Source organism: Mesorhizobium sp. WSM4823 (assembly GCF_055811195.1).
The window spans coordinates 12,987-28,553 of the sequence record NZ_JBVVQL010000019.1; the positions used below are offsets into that span (position 1 = coordinate 12,987).

Consider the following 15,567-nt stretch of genomic DNA (forward strand, 5'->3'; position numbering starts at 1 on the left):
CTCGTTATTTTACTTACGGAACTTCTGTTCGGGCAGCGATTGCGGATCGGGCGCGATAGACGCGCCACCGTTGATCGGCAGCTGCATGAACACCGTGTCCAGCCAGCGTCCGTGCTTATAGCCGGAGCCTTCGAGGCGACCCGAATGGCGAAAGCCTAGCTTTTCATGTAGCCGCACCGAGGCACTGTCCGGCCGGCCGTCACCGATCACTGCGATGATCTGGCGAAAGCCCGCCGCCTCGGCCGCCTCGATCAGCCCTCGCATCAACTTGAGCCCAACGCCCTGGCCCTTGGCCTCGGGCGCGACATAGACGGAATCCTCGACGACAAAGCGGTACGCAGGGCGCGGCCGAAAGGCACCGGCATAGGCATAGCCGAGCACGATGCCGTCTTTGTCCGCGACCAGATACGGAAAGCCGCCAGCTATCAAACTGTCGAATCGCTGCCCCATCTCGGCACGATCAGGCGGCTCCAGTTCGTAGCTCGCCGTGCCATGGATAACCGCATCGGCATAGATGCCGGTGATCCGGTCAAGATCGGCCGAAGTCGCGGCCCGTATCGTGACGCTGCTCATAATTTATGCAAGTTGTTCATCTGCCTTCCATCACAGCAAAGGCCGGCACAAAAGAAAGGGCGGCTGTTGGGCCGCCCTTTCCAAAATCGCTGGTCCACAGAAGCAGGGATCGCCTTAGCGGCGGTCGCCCATGAACTGCAGCAGGAACATGAACAGGTTGATGAAGTCGAGATAGAGCGTCAGCGCGCCCATGATCGCCTTGCGGCCGGCAACGTCGGTGGCGTCGCCCTCGAAATACATCTCCTTGATCTTCTGCGTGTCATAGGCGGTGAGACCCGAAAAAATCAGCACGCCGAGCGCCGAAACGGCGAAAGACAGGGCCGACGATTGCAGGAAGATGTTGATCACCATCGCGATGATCAGCCCGAACACGCCCATCACCAGGAACGAGCCGAACGCGGTCAGATCGCGCTTGGTCGTGTAGCCGTAAAGCGACAACGCACCGAAAGCCGCTGCCGTGGCGAAGAAGGTCTGCGAAATGCTGGCGGTCGTGTAGACCAGGAAGATAGACGACAGCGACAGGCCAACCAGGCCGGCATAGACCCAGAACGTCGTCTGCGCGGCAGAAACGCTCATCGACTGGACGCGGAACGACAGGAACAGCACGGCGGCGAGCGGAGCCAGCATCACCACCCAGCGCAGCGGCGACCCGAAGATCGCGTAGCCGAAGGAGGTCAGCATTTCGCCGCTCGGCAGCGTCGCGACCGCCGAAGCCGGATCGGTGGTGGTGGCCAGCATGATCGTGCCGACCGCGGCAAGGCCGGTGATGAGGAGGCCAAGCCCCATCAGATTATAGACCTTAATCATATAGGCGCGCAGGCCCTGGTCGATGGCAGCATCGACGCCGGCGCCGGGCACGGCGCGCGTCTGATAGTTGCGAAGCGGTTCAGCCATGGAAATCCTCATATTGCTTCTGCCCCGTCCGGTGTCAGGTCCATTTTGGACCCAGGCGCCGCTGGCGGGGCTCCAGCATGCCTGCGGCGAAATATGATGGTTATTGGCGTCGAGAACAAGACCGTAACGGAGCGTAATGCTTCGTGAAGTCGCGGAAATCCGGTTTTTCGGCTTTTAAAGCCTCAACATTACGCAGAATTAATCAAAAACCAGCCTCGCCCAGCCTTGCGGTCAGAGATTGCGTAGCACCGGGGCTGCCTTGTGGCCCAGCACCCGCCAGGTGCCGGCGAGGCCAATGCCGACCGTGACCACCAGGGCAAAGACGATGGTTGCCACCGCCACATCGGGCATGAAATGCGATGGCAGCGTCATGACGCGGGCGACAACGAACCATGCCGCTATCCCGCCTGCCGCCAACGCGAAGATCGCGGTTGCGAGGCCGATCAGCATATATTCCAGCGAAAAGGCCGCGATCAGCGTTTTCCTGGTGGCGCCCAGCGTCTTCAGCACCACTGCGTCATGGATGCGGGCCCGGTTGCCGGCGGCCAGCGCACCGGCCAGCACCAGCACCGAGGCGATCAGCGCCACGCCGGCCGCCGCCCTGATCGCGGTGCCGAGTTGCGCCACCAGCCGGTTGACGATGTCGAGCGCGTCCTTGACCCTGACTGTCGTCACCGCGGGAAAGGCACGGGTGACGGCATTGAGAAGCCGGGCATCGTCGGCCGCCGACGCGCCCTTCTCGGTCAGCGTCGCCAGCCAGCTATGCGGCGCGCCGGCAAATGTGTTGGGCGAGAACACCATGACGAAGTTGATGCCCATCGTCTCCCACTCGACCTGGCGGAAATTGGCGATCTTCGCCGTCACGTTACGGCCAAGCACGTTGACGGTGACGGTGTCGCCGAGCTTCAGTCCGATCTCTTTGCCTTCCTCGGCCGAAAACGACACCAGCGGCTCGCCGGCATAATTGTCCGGCCACCACGTGCCTTCGGTCAGCGTCGCATTCGCGGGAATTCTGGCCTCGTAGGTCAGCCCGCGATCGCCCCGCAGCACCCAGGCCCCTTCCGCCGGGACCTTGACCTTGTCGACGTCGACGCCGTTCAGCGCCATCACCCGGCCGCGCAGCATCGGCACCTTGACTAGCGTGCCCTGCGGCGCTTGCCTGACGACCAGCGCCGAGAACGCGTCGACATCGCTGCTCTGGATATCGACGAAGAAGAAGTTCGGCGCCCGTTCCGGCAGGCTGCCGGAAATCTGCCGCCTGAGATTGCCGTCGATCAGCGCCAGCGTCACCAGAAGCGTCAGCCCCAGTCCCAGCGACAGCACCACCGATGGCGTCAAGGCGCCTGGCCGATGGATGTTGCCGATGGCGAGCCTGAATACCGTCGAACCAACGCGCGGGCTTTTTCTGGCGGCCCACTGCACCAGCGCGCCGACGAAGCGCAGCACCAGGAAGGCAAAAATGGTGGCGCCGACGAAGATCGAGGCGATGCGGCGGTCGTCGGAAAACAGAATGGCCAACGCCGCCAGGAGCAGCGTGATGCCGAGCGCCGCCGCGAGGTAGAGCGGGCGTGGAAAACCGCGACCCTCAAAACCCATTTCGCGAAACAGCGCCGTCGCCGGCACGTCGCGCGCACGGCCGAGCGGCAGCAAGGCGAAAGCCAGCGTCACCAGCAGGCCGAACAGCGCCGCCATGCCGAGCGCGCCGGGATAGAACCCGCCTTCGGCCGGCACCGGAATGACCGACTGGAGTGCCGCGCTCGCTGCGAACGGCATCAGTGCGCCAAGCACGAGGCCGAGCGCGATGCCCAGGGCGGCGATCATCAGGATCTGCACCAGATAGACGGCAAAGACGAAACCGCCTGAAGCGCCCAGGCTCTTGAAGGTGGCGATGACGCCGCGCTTGCCATCGAGATAGGCGCGCACCGCATTGGCCACGCCGACGCCGCCGACCACTAGCGCCGTCAGCCCGACCAGCGTCAGGAACTGCGAGAACCGTTCGATGTTGGAGGATAACGCCGGCGCCGCATTGCTGCGCGTGCGGATCGACCAGCCAGACTGCGGAAACTCCTCTGCGGCCTGCTCCTGAATGGTTTTTATGCGCGCCTCGCCGGTGCCGCCGGGCAAGCGGACCTTGTAGGCGTTCTCGACCAGGCTGCCGGGCTGGATCAGGCCAGAAGCGGCAAGCCCGTCCGTCGAGATCATCAGCCGTGGCGCAAAGCCGAAGCCGTCCGATACCGCGTCCGGCTCGCTGACGAGCCTGGCGCGCAGTTCGAATGTGGCGCTGCCAAGCTTCAGCCGGTCGCCAATCCCAAGGTTCAGCCGCTCGAACAGAAGGTCGGGTGCGGCGGCGCCGAAAACACCGGATTTTTCGCCGAACAAGTCCTGATTCGACAGCGCCGGCTCGGTCTCCAGCGCGCCATAGAGCGGATAGGCTCCGTCGACCGCCTTGGCCTCGACCAGCGCCTGGTCGGAACCATCCTCGAGCCGCGCCATCGAGCGCATGTTGGCGCTGTGCGAGACCGTGCCCAGGCCGTTGACAAAGACGTGCTCGGCTTGCGTCGCGACGCGCTGGTTGAGCTGGAAACGAAGATCGCCGCCGAGCAGCGACTGGCCTTCATTGGCGACACCGGCAGTAATCGCCCGGGCCACCGAATTAACGCCGCCGATCGCCGCGACGCCAAGCGCGATGCAGGCAAGGAAGATCAGAAAGCCGGACAGCCCGCCGCGCATCTCGCGCAGCGAGAAGCGGAAGGCGAGCGTTAGCGTGCGCGACAGCGGCATCAGGCCGGCACCTTACCAGGCTTTGCGGCTGGTTCTGGCGCGTCCTCGATCCGACCCGATCGCATCGACACCTGCCGGGAGCAGCGGGCGGCGAGCGCCGGATCATGAGTGACCAGCACCAGCGTCATGCCACGCTCTGCCGCCTTGGCGAACAGAAGATCGGCGACCTGCCGCCCCGTCGTCTGGTCGAGATTGCCGGTCGGCTCGTCGGCGATCAGGATGCGAGGAGAAGGCGCCAGTGCCCGGGCGATAGCCACACGCTGCTGTTCGCCGCCGGACAATTCGCCGGGATAGTGGGTGACGCGGTCGCGCAAACCCACCGCCTCCAGCTCACGCGCGGCCACGCCGAACGGATCGACATGGCCGGCAAGTTCCAGCGGCACTGCGACATTTTCAAGCGCCGTCATGTTGGGAATGAGGTGAAAGGACTGGAAGACGATGCCAATGTTTCGCCCACGAAACGATGCGATCTGATCTTCGCTCTTGCCGTTCAGCAATTCGCCGGCAATTCGTACCGTGCCCGAATCGACCCTTTCCAGGCCGGCCAAAACCATCAGTAGCGTCGACTTTCCCGAGCCCGACGGCCCGACGATGCCAGTCGCCTCTCCATCGGTCACCTCGAGGCTGACACCTTTCAGCACATGGACGGAAGACGCTCCTTCGCCGAGCGTCAGCGATACGTCTTTCAGCGCGATGACGGCTTCTGTCAAAATAAAATCGTCCTATATGGGAAAGGGGAGGCCAGAATTCCGCCTGCCGCCAACACAATGTTCTCGGTCATATGGGGCCTGCCGCATGGCTTTCAAACACACTCTTGCCGCAGCCTTCATCCTTTTCCTCGGAATTTGCGGCGCCATTTCGTCGGCGCGGGCCGAACCCGTAGAGATCGTCGGCTTCGGCGACAGCCTGATGGCGGGCTTCGGTCTCGGACCGGACGAAGGCTTCACCCAAAAACTCGAGGCGGCACTTCGTGCCAAGGGCCATGATGTGACGGTCGCCAATGCCGGTGTTTCCGGCGATACGTCGAGTGGCGGCCTGTCGCGGCTCGACTGGTCGGTGCCGGACGGCACCCAGCTTGTCATCCTCGAGCTCGGCGCCAACGACATGCTGCGCGGCGTTTCTCCCGATATCACGCAAAAGAACCTGGACACCATGCTGGCGAAGCTGAAGCAGCGCAAGATTGCCGTGCTGCTGGCCGGCATGCGTGCCGCACCCAATCTCGGCGCCGACTACCAGAACGGCTTTGACGCCATCTTTCCGAAGCTGGCGGCAAAATACGGCGTTCCGCTCTATCCGTTCTTTCTCGACGGCGTCGCCGGCGAGCGGGCTTTGCAACTCGAGGACGGCCTGCACCCGAACGCCAAGGGCGTCGACCGCATGGTCGAACGCATACTGCCGGATGTCGAAAAAGCCATTGCCCTGGTTCAGGACAGCTCTTGAGGGACGATATCGCGATGGGTCATGCCTTCCCCCGGAAGATTTTAGGCGGGCCTGCGACCAACAAACCACTTGCCCCGCTCGATCATCGATGATTCGCTAGGGACAAGAGTTCGATTCGAGGACAGGAGGCTTGCCATGCCGCGTCTTTTCACCGCCCTCGAAATACCGCGTGATGCCGCCCTTTCGCTGTCCCTGCTCCGGGGCGGCCTGCCCGGGGCCCGCTGGATCGACGTCGAAAACTATCACATGACGTTGCGCTTCATCGGCGATGTCGAGGGCCATGTCGCCGACGAGATCGCCAACGCGCTCGACCGTGTCCACCGCCCGTCCTTCTCGCTGACGCTGTCCGGCGTCGGCGCCTTCGGCCAGAAGAAACCGCATGCGGTGTGGGCCGGCGTCTCCGCCTCGCCCGATCTTTCGGCCCTGCAGGCCGAGATCGAGCGCATCTGCCAGCGGCTTGGCATCCCCGCCGATCCGCGCAAGTTCATGCCGCACGTAACGCTGGCCCGCCTACGCAATTCGAGCCCGCTCGACGTCGCTCAATATCTGTCGGCGCGCGGCAATTTTTCGACGCTGCCCTTCCGCGTCGGCCGCTTCGTCCTGATGTCGTCGCGCGATTCGGTAGGCGGCGGACCCTACCTCGTCGAGGAGGCCTGGCCGCTGTCGGGCGTCGATGCCCGCGCTTCGAGCCGCGTCGCCAGCGCCTCCGACGCTTCGCGGATCATGCGGTAGACCGAGGCAAACGCCTCCGGCCCCTCGCGGTAAGGGTCCGGCACGTCGCTCACCCTTCCCTGCGCGAACTCCAGGAACAGATGGACACGGTCGCGCATGGCGGTAGGCACCAGCGCTTTCAGGTCCCGGAGATTTGATCGGTCCATGGCGAGAATGAGGTCGAAACGCGAAAAATCGTCCGGCGTCAGCTTGCGCGCCCGCTGCGTGGAAATATCGATGCCGTGCCGCTCTGCGATCGACACCGAGCGCGGGTCGGGTGCCGAGCCGGCTTCCCAGTCGCTTGTTCCGGCCGAATCGAGCAGGATCTCCCGATCGAGACCGCGCTCCGCAAGGACGGCGCGCAACACGCCCTCCGCCAAAGGCGAGCGGCAGATATTGCCAAGACAGACGAAAAGAATGGATTTTGTCGGCTTTGCGCTCATCGATCCGGCATTATGCTGAAGACTGCGAACTCCAGATAGCACGGGAAACGAACATGGCGAGAGAGAAACTAAGCGGGGACGCAGTCGCCGAGGCGCTGGCCGGCCTCGATGGCTGGTCGCTGGCCAGGGATGGCGGCTCGATCGCGCGCACCTTCACCTTCGAGAACTTCTCCGAAGCCTTCGCCTTCATGACCCGCGTCGCCCTGGCGGCGGAAAAGATGGATCATCATCCGGACTGGTCGAACGTCTACAAGACCGTGAACGTGACGCTCAACACCCATGATGCCGGCGGCCTGACCGCGCTCGATTTCGAACTGGCCAGGAAGATGAACCGCTATTTCGATTAGCGGTTGGAGCCCTTGCCAGCTATTTCAGACCAGCATCACCTGAGCCGTGAGTTAGCGCCGCAAAGACCAATCCGATTTTCAGTCCGGAGAACGGCCGAGCTCTTGTAGTGGACTGGCGCTTTGACCACATTTCCCGCTGGCAGGCGCGTGGAACGACATGCGTAGCCTCGTTAGGAGAGACTGATGGCGCAAAAATCCGGTTCTGATTTCTTTGGCGGCAAGCCGGGCGACGAGAGCGAAGTGCGCGCGAAGTTCTGGCGCACGGCCAAGAAGGCCGCCCGGCAGATTCCGTTCATGGAAGAGCTGGTCGCCGCCTATTACTGCGCCATGGACAAGAACACGCCGCTGCGCGCCAAGGGCATCCTGGTGGCCGCGCTCGGTTACTTCGTGCTGCCGACGGACGTCATCCCCGACTTCGTCTTCGGGCTGGGCTTTACCGACGACATCGCTGTGCTGACCGCGGCGATCACCACCGTCAAAGCCCACATCACATCAGCGCACAGGCTCGCCGCCAAGCAGGCGATTGCCGACAACAGCTGAGCCGGCGATAAGGCAGAAAAGTCAAACTCTTGCCGCTTTCGTGGCCTCCAAGTCGCGAAAGGGACGTTGCAACTGCCGCTTTTCGAGCGACGGGAGCAAGGATGGCGGCGGTTTCCGGGGTGGAAGTCCTTTTCCCAAGGGAAGTTCACCGTTTGGTAACCCAGATTAAATCAAAATGAAGCGACGGGCAGGACGCCGAGCCGGCCTGCTTCCGCACCATTTGGAATATACGGGAAAAGCGATGCGCGGATTGATTGCTACAATTTCAAGCCTGGTCCTGGTGGCCATGACAGCGCCGGCACTGGCGCAGTCGGCGACCAAGATCGGCCAGCACAATGCCTGGGGCACCTACAGCTACCAGGCGTCGGGCGGCAAGGTCTGCTATGTGTTGACCGTGCCGACCGACAAGCAGCCGCCGTCGCTCGACCATGGCGACATGTTCTTCTTCGTCAGCCAGCGGCCGGGGCAGCAAGTATCTTACGAGCCGCAATTCATCGCCGGCTACAATTTCCAGGAAAACTCCAAGGCCACCGTCACCATCGACGGCAAAAGCTTCTCGATGTTTACCCGCGGCAAGTCGGCCTGGGTCGAGAACGCCGCCGAGGAGCCGGTGCTGATCGCCGCGATGAAATCCGGCAGCGACATGAAGGTGCAGGCGAAGTCCGGCCGCGGCAACACCACCACCTATGTTTTTTCGCTGAAAGGCATTTCGGCGGCGCTGTCGTCGATCGCCAGGTGCAAATAGCCATAGGTGGAGTTTGAGTAAGGGCCGGGCCGCAAGCCCGGCTTTTTGCTTTTGAAGCGCCGCCGGCCGGCACATTGCGGCGAGCCTTGCCCCGCCGCCGCCCATGACTCCGCCATCAACCTGTGCTATGCGCCGCGCTTCATTTCGGGCACGATGCTGTAATCGGCCGCAAATCGCTTATATCAGTGCAACAATGACCCTTTCATTCGATCTTACCACTGACGGCGCCCGTGACGCGTTGCGCGCCCGCGCCATGCCGGCCGAAAAACCGTCGCTGATCGGCCTGACACGGACCGAACTGAGCGCAGCCCTCGTTGCATCAGGCATCGTGCCGGAGCGCCAGGCCAAGATGCGCGCCCAGCAGCTCTGGCACTGGATGTATGTGCGCGGCGTCTCCGACTTTGCCGGCATGTTCAACATTTCCAAGGATCTGCGCGCCGAGCTGGACAGGCACTTCACCGTCGCCAGGCCCGAGATCGTCGAGGAGCAGATTTCCTCCGACGGCACGCGCAAATGGCTGTTCCGCTTTCCGCCGCGCGGCGCCGGCCGGCCGGTCGAGATCGAGACCGTCTACATTCCCGAAGAAGGCCGCGGCACGCTTTGCATCTCATCGCAGGTCGGCTGCACGCTGACCTGCTCCTTCTGCCACACCGGCACGCAGAAGCTGGTGCGCAACCTGACGGCGGAAGAAATACTCGCCCAGCTTCTGACCGCGCGCGACCGGCTCGGCGATTTCCCCGACCGCGACACGCCGGACGGCGCCATCGTGCCGGCCGAGGGTCGCAAAGTGTCCAACATTGTCATGATGGGCATGGGCGAGCCGCTCTACAATTTCGAGGCGGTGAAGAAGGCGCTGCTGATAGCTTCCGACGGTGACGGGCTGTCGCTGTCGAAGCGTCGCATCACGCTGTCGACCTCCGGCGTCGTGCCCGAGATCTTCCGCACCGGCGAGGAGATCGGCGTCATGCTGGCGATCTCGCTGCATGCCACCAATGACGATCTGCGCGACCTCTTGGTGCCGATCAACAAGAAGTATCCGTTGAAGGAGCTGATCGCCGCCTGCCGCGCCTATCCCGGCCTGTCGAACGCCCGCCGGATCACCTTCGAATATGTGATGCTGAAGGATGTCAACGATTCGATCGAGGACGCCAAGGGGCTGATCAAGCTGCTCAAGGGCATTCCGGCCAAGATCAACCTGATCCCGTTCAATCCGTGGCCGGGCACCAACTACCAGTGCTCGGACTGGGAGACGATCGAGAAATTCGCCGACTACATCAACAATGCCGGCTATGCTTCGCCGATCCGCACGCCGCGCGGCCGCGACATCCTCGCCGCCTGCGGCCAGCTCAAGTCGGAATCCGAGCGCATGCGCAAGGTCGACCGGCTGGCGCTGGAAGCGATGATGATCGCGGGGCATGGCGAGGCGTGAATCGCCTTATCGCTTACCTCATCCGCTTTGCCGTCATCCTGATCGGCTATGGCGTCGCCTCGCTGGCGGCAAGCGCCTTCCTCAACATCATGTTCTTAGCGTCTCTTGGGCTCATGACGGACGTGACGCAACCGGCGGCGCAGGCCTCGCTGTGGTTTTCCGTCCCCTTCGTTGCTTTGTTCGTCGCCTACTTCGCCTTTATGCCGGCGGCCATCGCCATCCTCGTTTCCGAGATCCTCGGACGGCGCGACTGGCTGTTCTATGCACTGGCGGGTGCGGCGGTCGCCGCTGTTTTCCTCGGTTTCGTCCGCCAGACGGGCGACGCCAATTTCGAGGTCACCAACACCGGCGTCATGCTGGCGGTGGTCGGCTGCGGCATGGTCGGCGGCATTTTCTACTGGCTGAGCGCTGGGCGCTCGGCCGGAAGCTGGCGTCAGATCGGACCATGATCCTGAAAAGTGGAGCCCGGTTTTCGGAAAAGATCATGGTCAAGTAAGAAAGCGCCCTACTTCGCCTGGGCGGTCAGGATCTTGAGCGCGAAGGCCGAGAACACTCCGGCGAACAGATAGTCGACGACGCGCGTCACCCGCGGGCTGGTCTTCATAGCCGCCGAGAATTTTTCTGCTGCAAATACCATCGGCGCCGTCACCGGGATCGACAGCACCACGAACATCGCGCCGAGGAAGAACAGCTTTCCGGGCGCGTTCGGATCATGCGCGGAGACGAATTGCGGCAGGAAGGTCATGAAGAACAGGATGATCTTCGGGTTGAGCAGATTGACGCCGAGCCCGGCCGCCCAGCTGCGAAACAACGAAACCTGCGGGCCGCTTTTCTTCTCCGGCGAAAACGCCGACCCCTTGGTGATTGCCTGCCACGCCAGGAAGACGAGATAGCCGGCGCCGAACAGCTTGAGCACGAGGAAGGCCATCGGCGAGGCGACGATCAGCGCCGAGATGCCGACCACCACCAGCGTCGTGTGGATCAGCGTGCCGCACAGCGCGCCGGCCATCGAGGCAAAGCCGGCGGCGCGCCCTTGGCTCAGGGTGCGCGAGACGAACAATGTCATGTCAGGCCCCGGCGTGATCGCCAGGATGAAGGTAGCGACGGCGAACTGGATCAGCGTGGTGGTATCGGGAATGAAGGACATTGGTCGGCCCCTGGATAAGGAGTTGAAGCCTATAGCGCAGGTGCCAAGTCGGCGCCAGCTTACGGCCGGCGCAGGATCTGGTCCGCCGGGAAGATCGGCAGCTATACCGACGACCTGAACACCGTCGTCCCTTGCGCTAGCCGGAACCGGCGTGATACCTCGCCCGCGAAGAACCCCGTCGCGGAACCGCCCAAAATGTCAAAAGCAAAAGCCGTCAAGAAAGTCGTGCTCGCCTATTCCGGCGGCCTCGACACCTCCATCATACTGAAATGGCTGCAGACCGAACTCGGTGCCGAGGTCGTCACCTTCACCGCCGACCTCGGCCAGGGCGGCGAGCTGGAGCCGGCGCGGCGCAAGGCTGAAATGATGGGCATCAAGGACATCCGCATCGTGGATGTGCGCGAGGAGTTCGTTTCCGACTTCGTCTTCCCGATGTTTCGTGCCAACGCCGTCTATGAAGGCACCTATTTACTCGGCACCTCGATCGCGCGACCGCTGATCTCGAAGCATCTCGTCGAGATCGCCAAAGAGACCGGCGCCGATGCGATTGCCCACGGTGCCACCGGCAAGGGCAACGACCAGGTCCGTTTTGAGCTTTCGGCCTATGCGCTGAACCCCGACATCAAGGTCATCGCGCCATGGCGCGACTGGTCGTTCAAGTCGCGCACCGACCTGATCAACTTCGCCGAGCAGCACCAGATACCGGTGCCGAAGGACAAGAAGGGTGAGGCGCCGTTCTCGGTCGATGCCAATCTCCTGCATTCTTCCTCGGAAGGCAAAGTGCTGGAGGACCCGTGGAACGAGCCGCCGGAATTCGTCCACCAGCGCACCGTCTCGCCGATGGACGCGCCTGATAAGGTCACCGAGATCGAAATCGAATTCGTCAAGGGCGATCCGATCGCGCTCGATGGCAAGAAGCTGTCACCAGCGACAATGCTGGCTGCGCTCAACGATCTCGGCCGCGACAATGGCATCGGTCGGCTCGACCTCGTCGAGAACCGTTTCGTCGGCATGAAATCGCGCGGCGTCTACGAGACCCCCGGCGGCACTATCCTTATATCAGCCCACCGGGCGATCGAATCGATCACGTTGGACCGCGGCGCCGCCCACCTCAAGGACGAGTTCATGCCGCGCTACGCCGAGCTGATCTACAACGGCTTCTGGTTCGCGCCCGAGCGCCTGATGCTGCAGGCGATGATCGACAAGAGCCAGGAAGATGTCGAAGGCACGGTGCGGCTGAAGCTCTACAAGGGCAACGTCATCGTCACCGGCCGCAAGTCGAAGAAGACGCTCTATTCCGACGCGCTGGTCACCTTCGAGGACGACCGTGGCGCCTACGACCAGAAGGACGCCGAAGGTTTCATCCGCCTCAACGCGCTAAGGTTGCGGACGCTGGCGGCGCGTAGTCGAAAAAGCTAGCCAGTCTCTGCGCAGAGGGATTTGGCTCTTTGGCTGCTCGAAAGGACTATGGGCGGTCGTTGGCGGCCCACATCCGCCAGTCTCCAACATTTGCGATTAGCCATAAGCCACCCACACCTTCGTCATCCCAGGGCGAAGCGACGTCGCGGAGACCCTGGGATCCATGCCGTTACCTCAGCCGAAGAATGCAGCGGCTTAGAACGGCGCTTGCATCAGCAACCGCGCTCGCTACCCTTCCACCATGACCGGTTATGCCTACATGACCGCGAGCCAGAAGCGTGGGACGATCTACATCGGCGTCACCAACGACCTCGGCCGCCGCATGCCGGAGCACAAATCTGGCGAAGGCTCACGCTTCACCAGCCGCTACAGCGTGCAGCGTCTGGTCTGGTACGAGGAACATTTCGACATTCGTGACGCCATCCAGCGCGAGAAGTCGCTGAAGCGCTGGCCGCGCCAATGGAAGATCGAGCTGATCGAAAAGACCAATCAGTCAGAAGAAGCCTTTGACCGCGTGTTGAAGAAAATCGCGAAGAACTCAGCGAAAGAGAAGCCGGCTAACAAAGATATTTCTGATGGCGACGACGAAGCCGTTTGACCCCGGAATCTTGGGTGTGCTAGAATCTCAAAAGTGAGCGGAACCGGGGTGATCAACCCCGGCCCCCTTGGGTCCCTAACAGACCTTGCCGGATTGGGCCGTTGCAATCGGCTTTCTCCGGGTAGCGACTAAAACTATATGGGTGGCATCGTGGCCTCCTATGTTTTTCTCCTATTATTTGCAGCGGGTGATGTTTGGCGACGTGCCCGCTGCAAATTCTGATTCGGCCTCTCACTTCTTAACTATTTATTAACCACTCATGCCTGCAAACACTAAATATAGTGTTAACAGACAATTTATCCGAGTCCGACAATTTTCCCTTTCGCTCCCAAAGGCTAAAAAAGACGTGCGTCCGCTAACCTCGCGACGGGGTCGCGATTGCGGGCAAAGCGCACATAATCCGGGAAAAAGACCGGGCTCAGAACGTCCCGGTCGCGTTCTCAACAGGAACGCATGTAACCCATAAAAGGCGAGTCGTTTTGCGCCGTCAAGGATTCGTTTTAGCAGTGTCTGAAATGAGGATAGAAAAGAGCGGCTCGCTCTATCTCCACTTATGAAGGAAGACGCCATTCCCCTATGGCTGGTAGGCCAGCCGTGCCTTCAAGTTTAAAGACTTTCTTCTTAATGAAGGTTCGGGTCATTCCGGTGGCGCGGCTGGCCTGTGCCGAACGTCTGCCCGTCGTCGGGTTTGTCAATCGATGTGAATTGAGGCCTGATCGAGAAACACCGTCTGGCCCATGGCCGGAAGGCACTTCTTCAGCTCAACATTGCCTAAGGAATATGCGAGGCCCCATGCGAAAACTGATCTCCACCGGCTCGCCGTTCGAGAAGGCCGCCGGCTATTCGCGCGCCGTGGTGCAGCGCGACTGGTGTTTCGTTTCCGGAACGACCGGCTACGACTATGCGACGATGTCGATGCCGGAGACGGTCGAGGCGCAGACGCGCAATTGCCTGGCGACGATCGCCAAGGCGCTGCAGGACGGCGGCTTCGAGATGGCCGATGTGGTGCGGGCGCATTACTACATCACCGACGCGGCTTTCGTGGATGTCGTCTTTCCGATCCTCGGCGAGGCCTTTGGCGACATAAGGCCGGCGGCGACAATGATCGTCTGCCAGCTCAACAAGCCGGAAATGAAGATCGAAATCGAAGTGACGGCGCTCAGGCGCACAACCTGAGCGCGCGGCGGTGCGGGGCGCCAAGGGTCCCCAAAGATGCTCTGAACCAAAAGCTTGCGCATAGGCCGCTTGGTGTTTAGCAAGGCCGCGGCTCACGACAGCGCCGCGCGTCCTTTTGGACGCGCAAAGGACGCTGTAGAATTTTGGTTCTGCGCATGATCCTTTCCGAAATCGATTCCGATTTCGGGGTCATGCGCCACGATTAGGACGGTTCTGATGGCTTCGAAAAATCTTCTCCTGCTCGCCGGCGACGGCATCGGCCCCGAGGCCATGGCCGAGGTGAAGAAGCTGATATCAGCCATGAACGACAAGCTCGGCAGCGGTTTCGTCACCGATGAGGGGCTGGTCGGCGGCTGCGCCTATGACGCGCATGGCGCGGCGATTTCCGATGCCGACATGGCCAAGGCGATGGCTGCCGACGCGGTGCTGTTCGGCGCCGTCGGCGGGCCGAAATGGGATGCGGTGCCTTATGAAGTGCGCCCTGAAGCCGGGTTGCTGCGGCTGCGCAAGGATATGGAGCTGTTCGCCAATCTCAGGCCTGCCATCTGCTATCCAGCGCTGGCGGCGTCCTCCTCGCTCAAGCAGGACGTGGTCGAAGGGCTCGACATTCTGATCGTGCGCGAGCTCACCGGCGGCGTCTATTTCGGCGAGCCCAAGCAGATCATCGATCTCGGCAACGGCCAGAAGCGCGGCATCGACACGCAGGTCTACGACACGTTCGAGATCGAGCGTATCTCGGGCGTTGCCTTTGAATTGGCGCGCACCCGCAAGAACCACGTCACCTCGATGGAAAAGCGCAATGTGATGAAATCAGGCGTGTTGTGGAACGAGGTCGTCACCCAGACCCACAAGGCCAGATACGCAGACGTCAAGCTCGATCACATGCTGGCCGACGCCGGCGGCATGCAGCTGGTGCGCTGGCCCAAGCAGTTCGACGTCATCGTCACCGACAATCTGTTCGGCGACATGCTGTCCGACATCGCCGCCATGCTGACCGGCTCGATCGGCATGCTGCCGTCGGCGTCGCTCGGCGCGCCGGATGCCAAGACGAAGAAGCGCAAGGCGCTCTACGAGCCGGTGCATGGCTCGGCGCCCGACATTGCTGGCAAGGGCATCGCCAACCCGATCGCCATGATCGCCTCCTTCGCCATGTGTCTGCGCTATTCCTTCGGCATGGTGGCTGAAGCCGACCGCCTGGAAAGCGCGATCGCCGCCGTGCTAGACGACGGCCTTCGCACCAAGGATATCTTGTCCGAGGGCATGACCGAGGTCGGCACCACTCAGATGGGCGATGCGATCATCGCCAAGTTCCTGGGCTGAGCCT

Annotated in this window: 16 protein-coding genes and 1 pseudogene; 11 read left to right on the top strand and 6 right to left on the bottom strand. The window is 62.2% G+C overall.

Annotation, left to right across the window (positions count from 1 at the left end; translation table 11 throughout):
- Nucleotides 1–9: 9 nt before the first annotated feature.
- The 4 genes from AC0L26_RS28975 to AC0L26_RS28990 all read right to left on the bottom strand — a co-directional run bounded on the left by AC0L26_RS28975 (nt 10) and on the right by AC0L26_RS28990 (nt 4,958).
- On the bottom strand, nt 10–573 hold the full coding sequence (locus tag AC0L26_RS28975; protein ID WP_473635648.1) for a GNAT family N-acetyltransferase: 564 nt from the start codon (nt 571–573) through the stop codon (nt 10–12).
- Between the two features lie 114 nt (nt 574–687).
- Complete coding sequence (locus AC0L26_RS28980) at nt 688–1,467, bottom strand: Bax inhibitor-1/YccA family protein (protein WP_354490365.1); 780 nt, start codon at nt 1,465–1,467, stop codon at nt 688–690.
- Nucleotides 1,468–1,698: 231 nt separating this feature from the next.
- Nucleotides 1,699–4,248 (bottom strand): ABC transporter permease, encoded by a 2,550-nt coding sequence (locus AC0L26_RS28985; RefSeq protein WP_473635649.1) that lies wholly within the window; start codon nt 4,246–4,248, stop codon nt 1,699–1,701.
- Nucleotides 4,248–4,958 (bottom strand): ABC transporter ATP-binding protein, encoded by a 711-nt coding sequence (locus AC0L26_RS28990; protein WP_473635650.1) that lies wholly within the window; start codon nt 4,956–4,958, stop codon nt 4,248–4,250. The genes AC0L26_RS28985 and AC0L26_RS28990 overlap by 1 nt, the downstream gene beginning before the upstream one ends.
- Nucleotides 4,959–5,043: 85 nt before the next feature.
- On the opposite strand from AC0L26_RS28990, the gene AC0L26_RS28995 reads away from it, so the two are divergent.
- Nucleotides 5,044–5,688: an arylesterase gene (locus AC0L26_RS28995; protein ID WP_473635651.1), complete on the top strand. Its 645-nt coding sequence runs from the start codon at nt 5,044–5,046 to the stop codon at nt 5,686–5,688.
- 135 nt (nt 5,689–5,823) lie between these two features.
- Nucleotides 5,824–6,420, top strand: coding sequence for an RNA 2',3'-cyclic phosphodiesterase (thpR, locus tag AC0L26_RS29000; protein WP_473635652.1), 597 nt, complete (start codon nt 5,824–5,826; stop codon nt 6,418–6,420).
- On the opposite strand, the gene AC0L26_RS29005 is transcribed toward thpR, so the two are convergent.
- Nucleotides 6,324–6,842, bottom strand: a complete 519-nt coding sequence (locus AC0L26_RS29005) for a low molecular weight protein-tyrosine-phosphatase (protein ID WP_473635653.1) — start codon at nt 6,840–6,842, stop codon at nt 6,324–6,326. The two genes, thpR and AC0L26_RS29005, sit on opposite strands and share 97 nt — an antisense overlap.
- Before the next feature lie 53 nt (nt 6,843–6,895).
- Between AC0L26_RS29005 and AC0L26_RS29010 the strand changes: the two genes are divergently transcribed.
- The 5 genes from AC0L26_RS29010 (at nt 6,896) to AC0L26_RS29030 (ending at nt 10,352) form a co-directional block, all read left to right on the top strand.
- Nucleotides 6,896–7,189, top strand: a complete 294-nt coding sequence (locus AC0L26_RS29010; RefSeq protein WP_473635654.1) for a 4a-hydroxytetrahydrobiopterin dehydratase — start codon at nt 6,896–6,898, stop codon at nt 7,187–7,189.
- Between the two features lie 183 nt (nt 7,190–7,372).
- Nucleotides 7,373–7,729 carry a YkvA family protein gene (locus AC0L26_RS29015; RefSeq protein ID WP_473635655.1) on the top strand — a complete coding sequence of 119 codons (357 nt, stop codon included), beginning with the start codon at nt 7,373–7,375 and terminating at the stop codon, nt 7,727–7,729.
- Between the two features lie 241 nt (nt 7,730–7,970).
- Nucleotides 7,971–8,474, top strand: coding sequence for an invasion associated locus B family protein (locus AC0L26_RS29020; RefSeq protein WP_473635656.1), 504 nt, complete (start codon nt 7,971–7,973; stop codon nt 8,472–8,474).
- Nucleotides 8,475–8,667: 193 nt separating this feature from the next.
- Nucleotides 8,668–9,903, top strand: a complete 1,236-nt coding sequence (gene rlmN, locus AC0L26_RS29025) for a dual-specificity RNA methyltransferase RlmN (RefSeq protein WP_473635657.1) — start codon at nt 8,668–8,670, stop codon at nt 9,901–9,903.
- On the top strand, nt 9,900–10,352 hold the full coding sequence (locus AC0L26_RS29030) for a hypothetical protein (RefSeq protein ID WP_473635658.1): 453 nt from the start codon (nt 9,900–9,902) through the stop codon (nt 10,350–10,352). Before rlmN ends, AC0L26_RS29030 begins: the two co-directional genes overlap by 4 nt.
- A 56-nt stretch (nt 10,353–10,408) precedes the next feature.
- Here AC0L26_RS29030 and AC0L26_RS29035 read toward each other — a convergent pair whose 3' ends face one another.
- The gene (locus AC0L26_RS29035; protein ID WP_473635659.1) at nt 10,409–11,050 is read right to left on the bottom strand and encodes a LysE family translocator; all 642 of its coding nucleotides are present in this window, start codon (nt 11,048–11,050) and stop codon (nt 10,409–10,411) included.
- Between the two features lie 195 nt (nt 11,051–11,245).
- Here AC0L26_RS29035 and AC0L26_RS29040 point away from each other — a divergent pair, with 195 nt between their 5' ends.
- The 4 genes and pseudogenes from AC0L26_RS29040 to leuB all read left to right on the top strand — a co-directional run bounded on the left by AC0L26_RS29040 (nt 11,246) and on the right by leuB (nt 15,563).
- The gene (locus AC0L26_RS29040; protein ID WP_473635660.1) at nt 11,246–12,469 is read left to right on the top strand and encodes an argininosuccinate synthase; all 1,224 of its coding nucleotides are present in this window, start codon (nt 11,246–11,248) and stop codon (nt 12,467–12,469) included.
- Between the two features lie 241 nt (nt 12,470–12,710).
- Nucleotides 12,711–12,959: pseudogene (locus AC0L26_RS29045) on the top strand (GIY-YIG nuclease family protein); the annotation flags it as partial.
- A gap of 900 nt (nt 12,960–13,859) precedes the next feature.
- A complete protein-coding gene (locus tag AC0L26_RS29050; protein WP_473635661.1) occupies nt 13,860–14,243 on the top strand; it encodes a RidA family protein in 384 nt (127 codons plus the stop codon).
- Between the two features lie 216 nt (nt 14,244–14,459).
- On the top strand, nt 14,460–15,563 hold the full coding sequence (gene leuB, locus AC0L26_RS29055) for a 3-isopropylmalate dehydrogenase (RefSeq protein ID WP_473635662.1): 1,104 nt from the start codon (nt 14,460–14,462) through the stop codon (nt 15,561–15,563).
- The last annotated feature ends 4 nt before the right edge of the window (nt 15,564–15,567 follow it).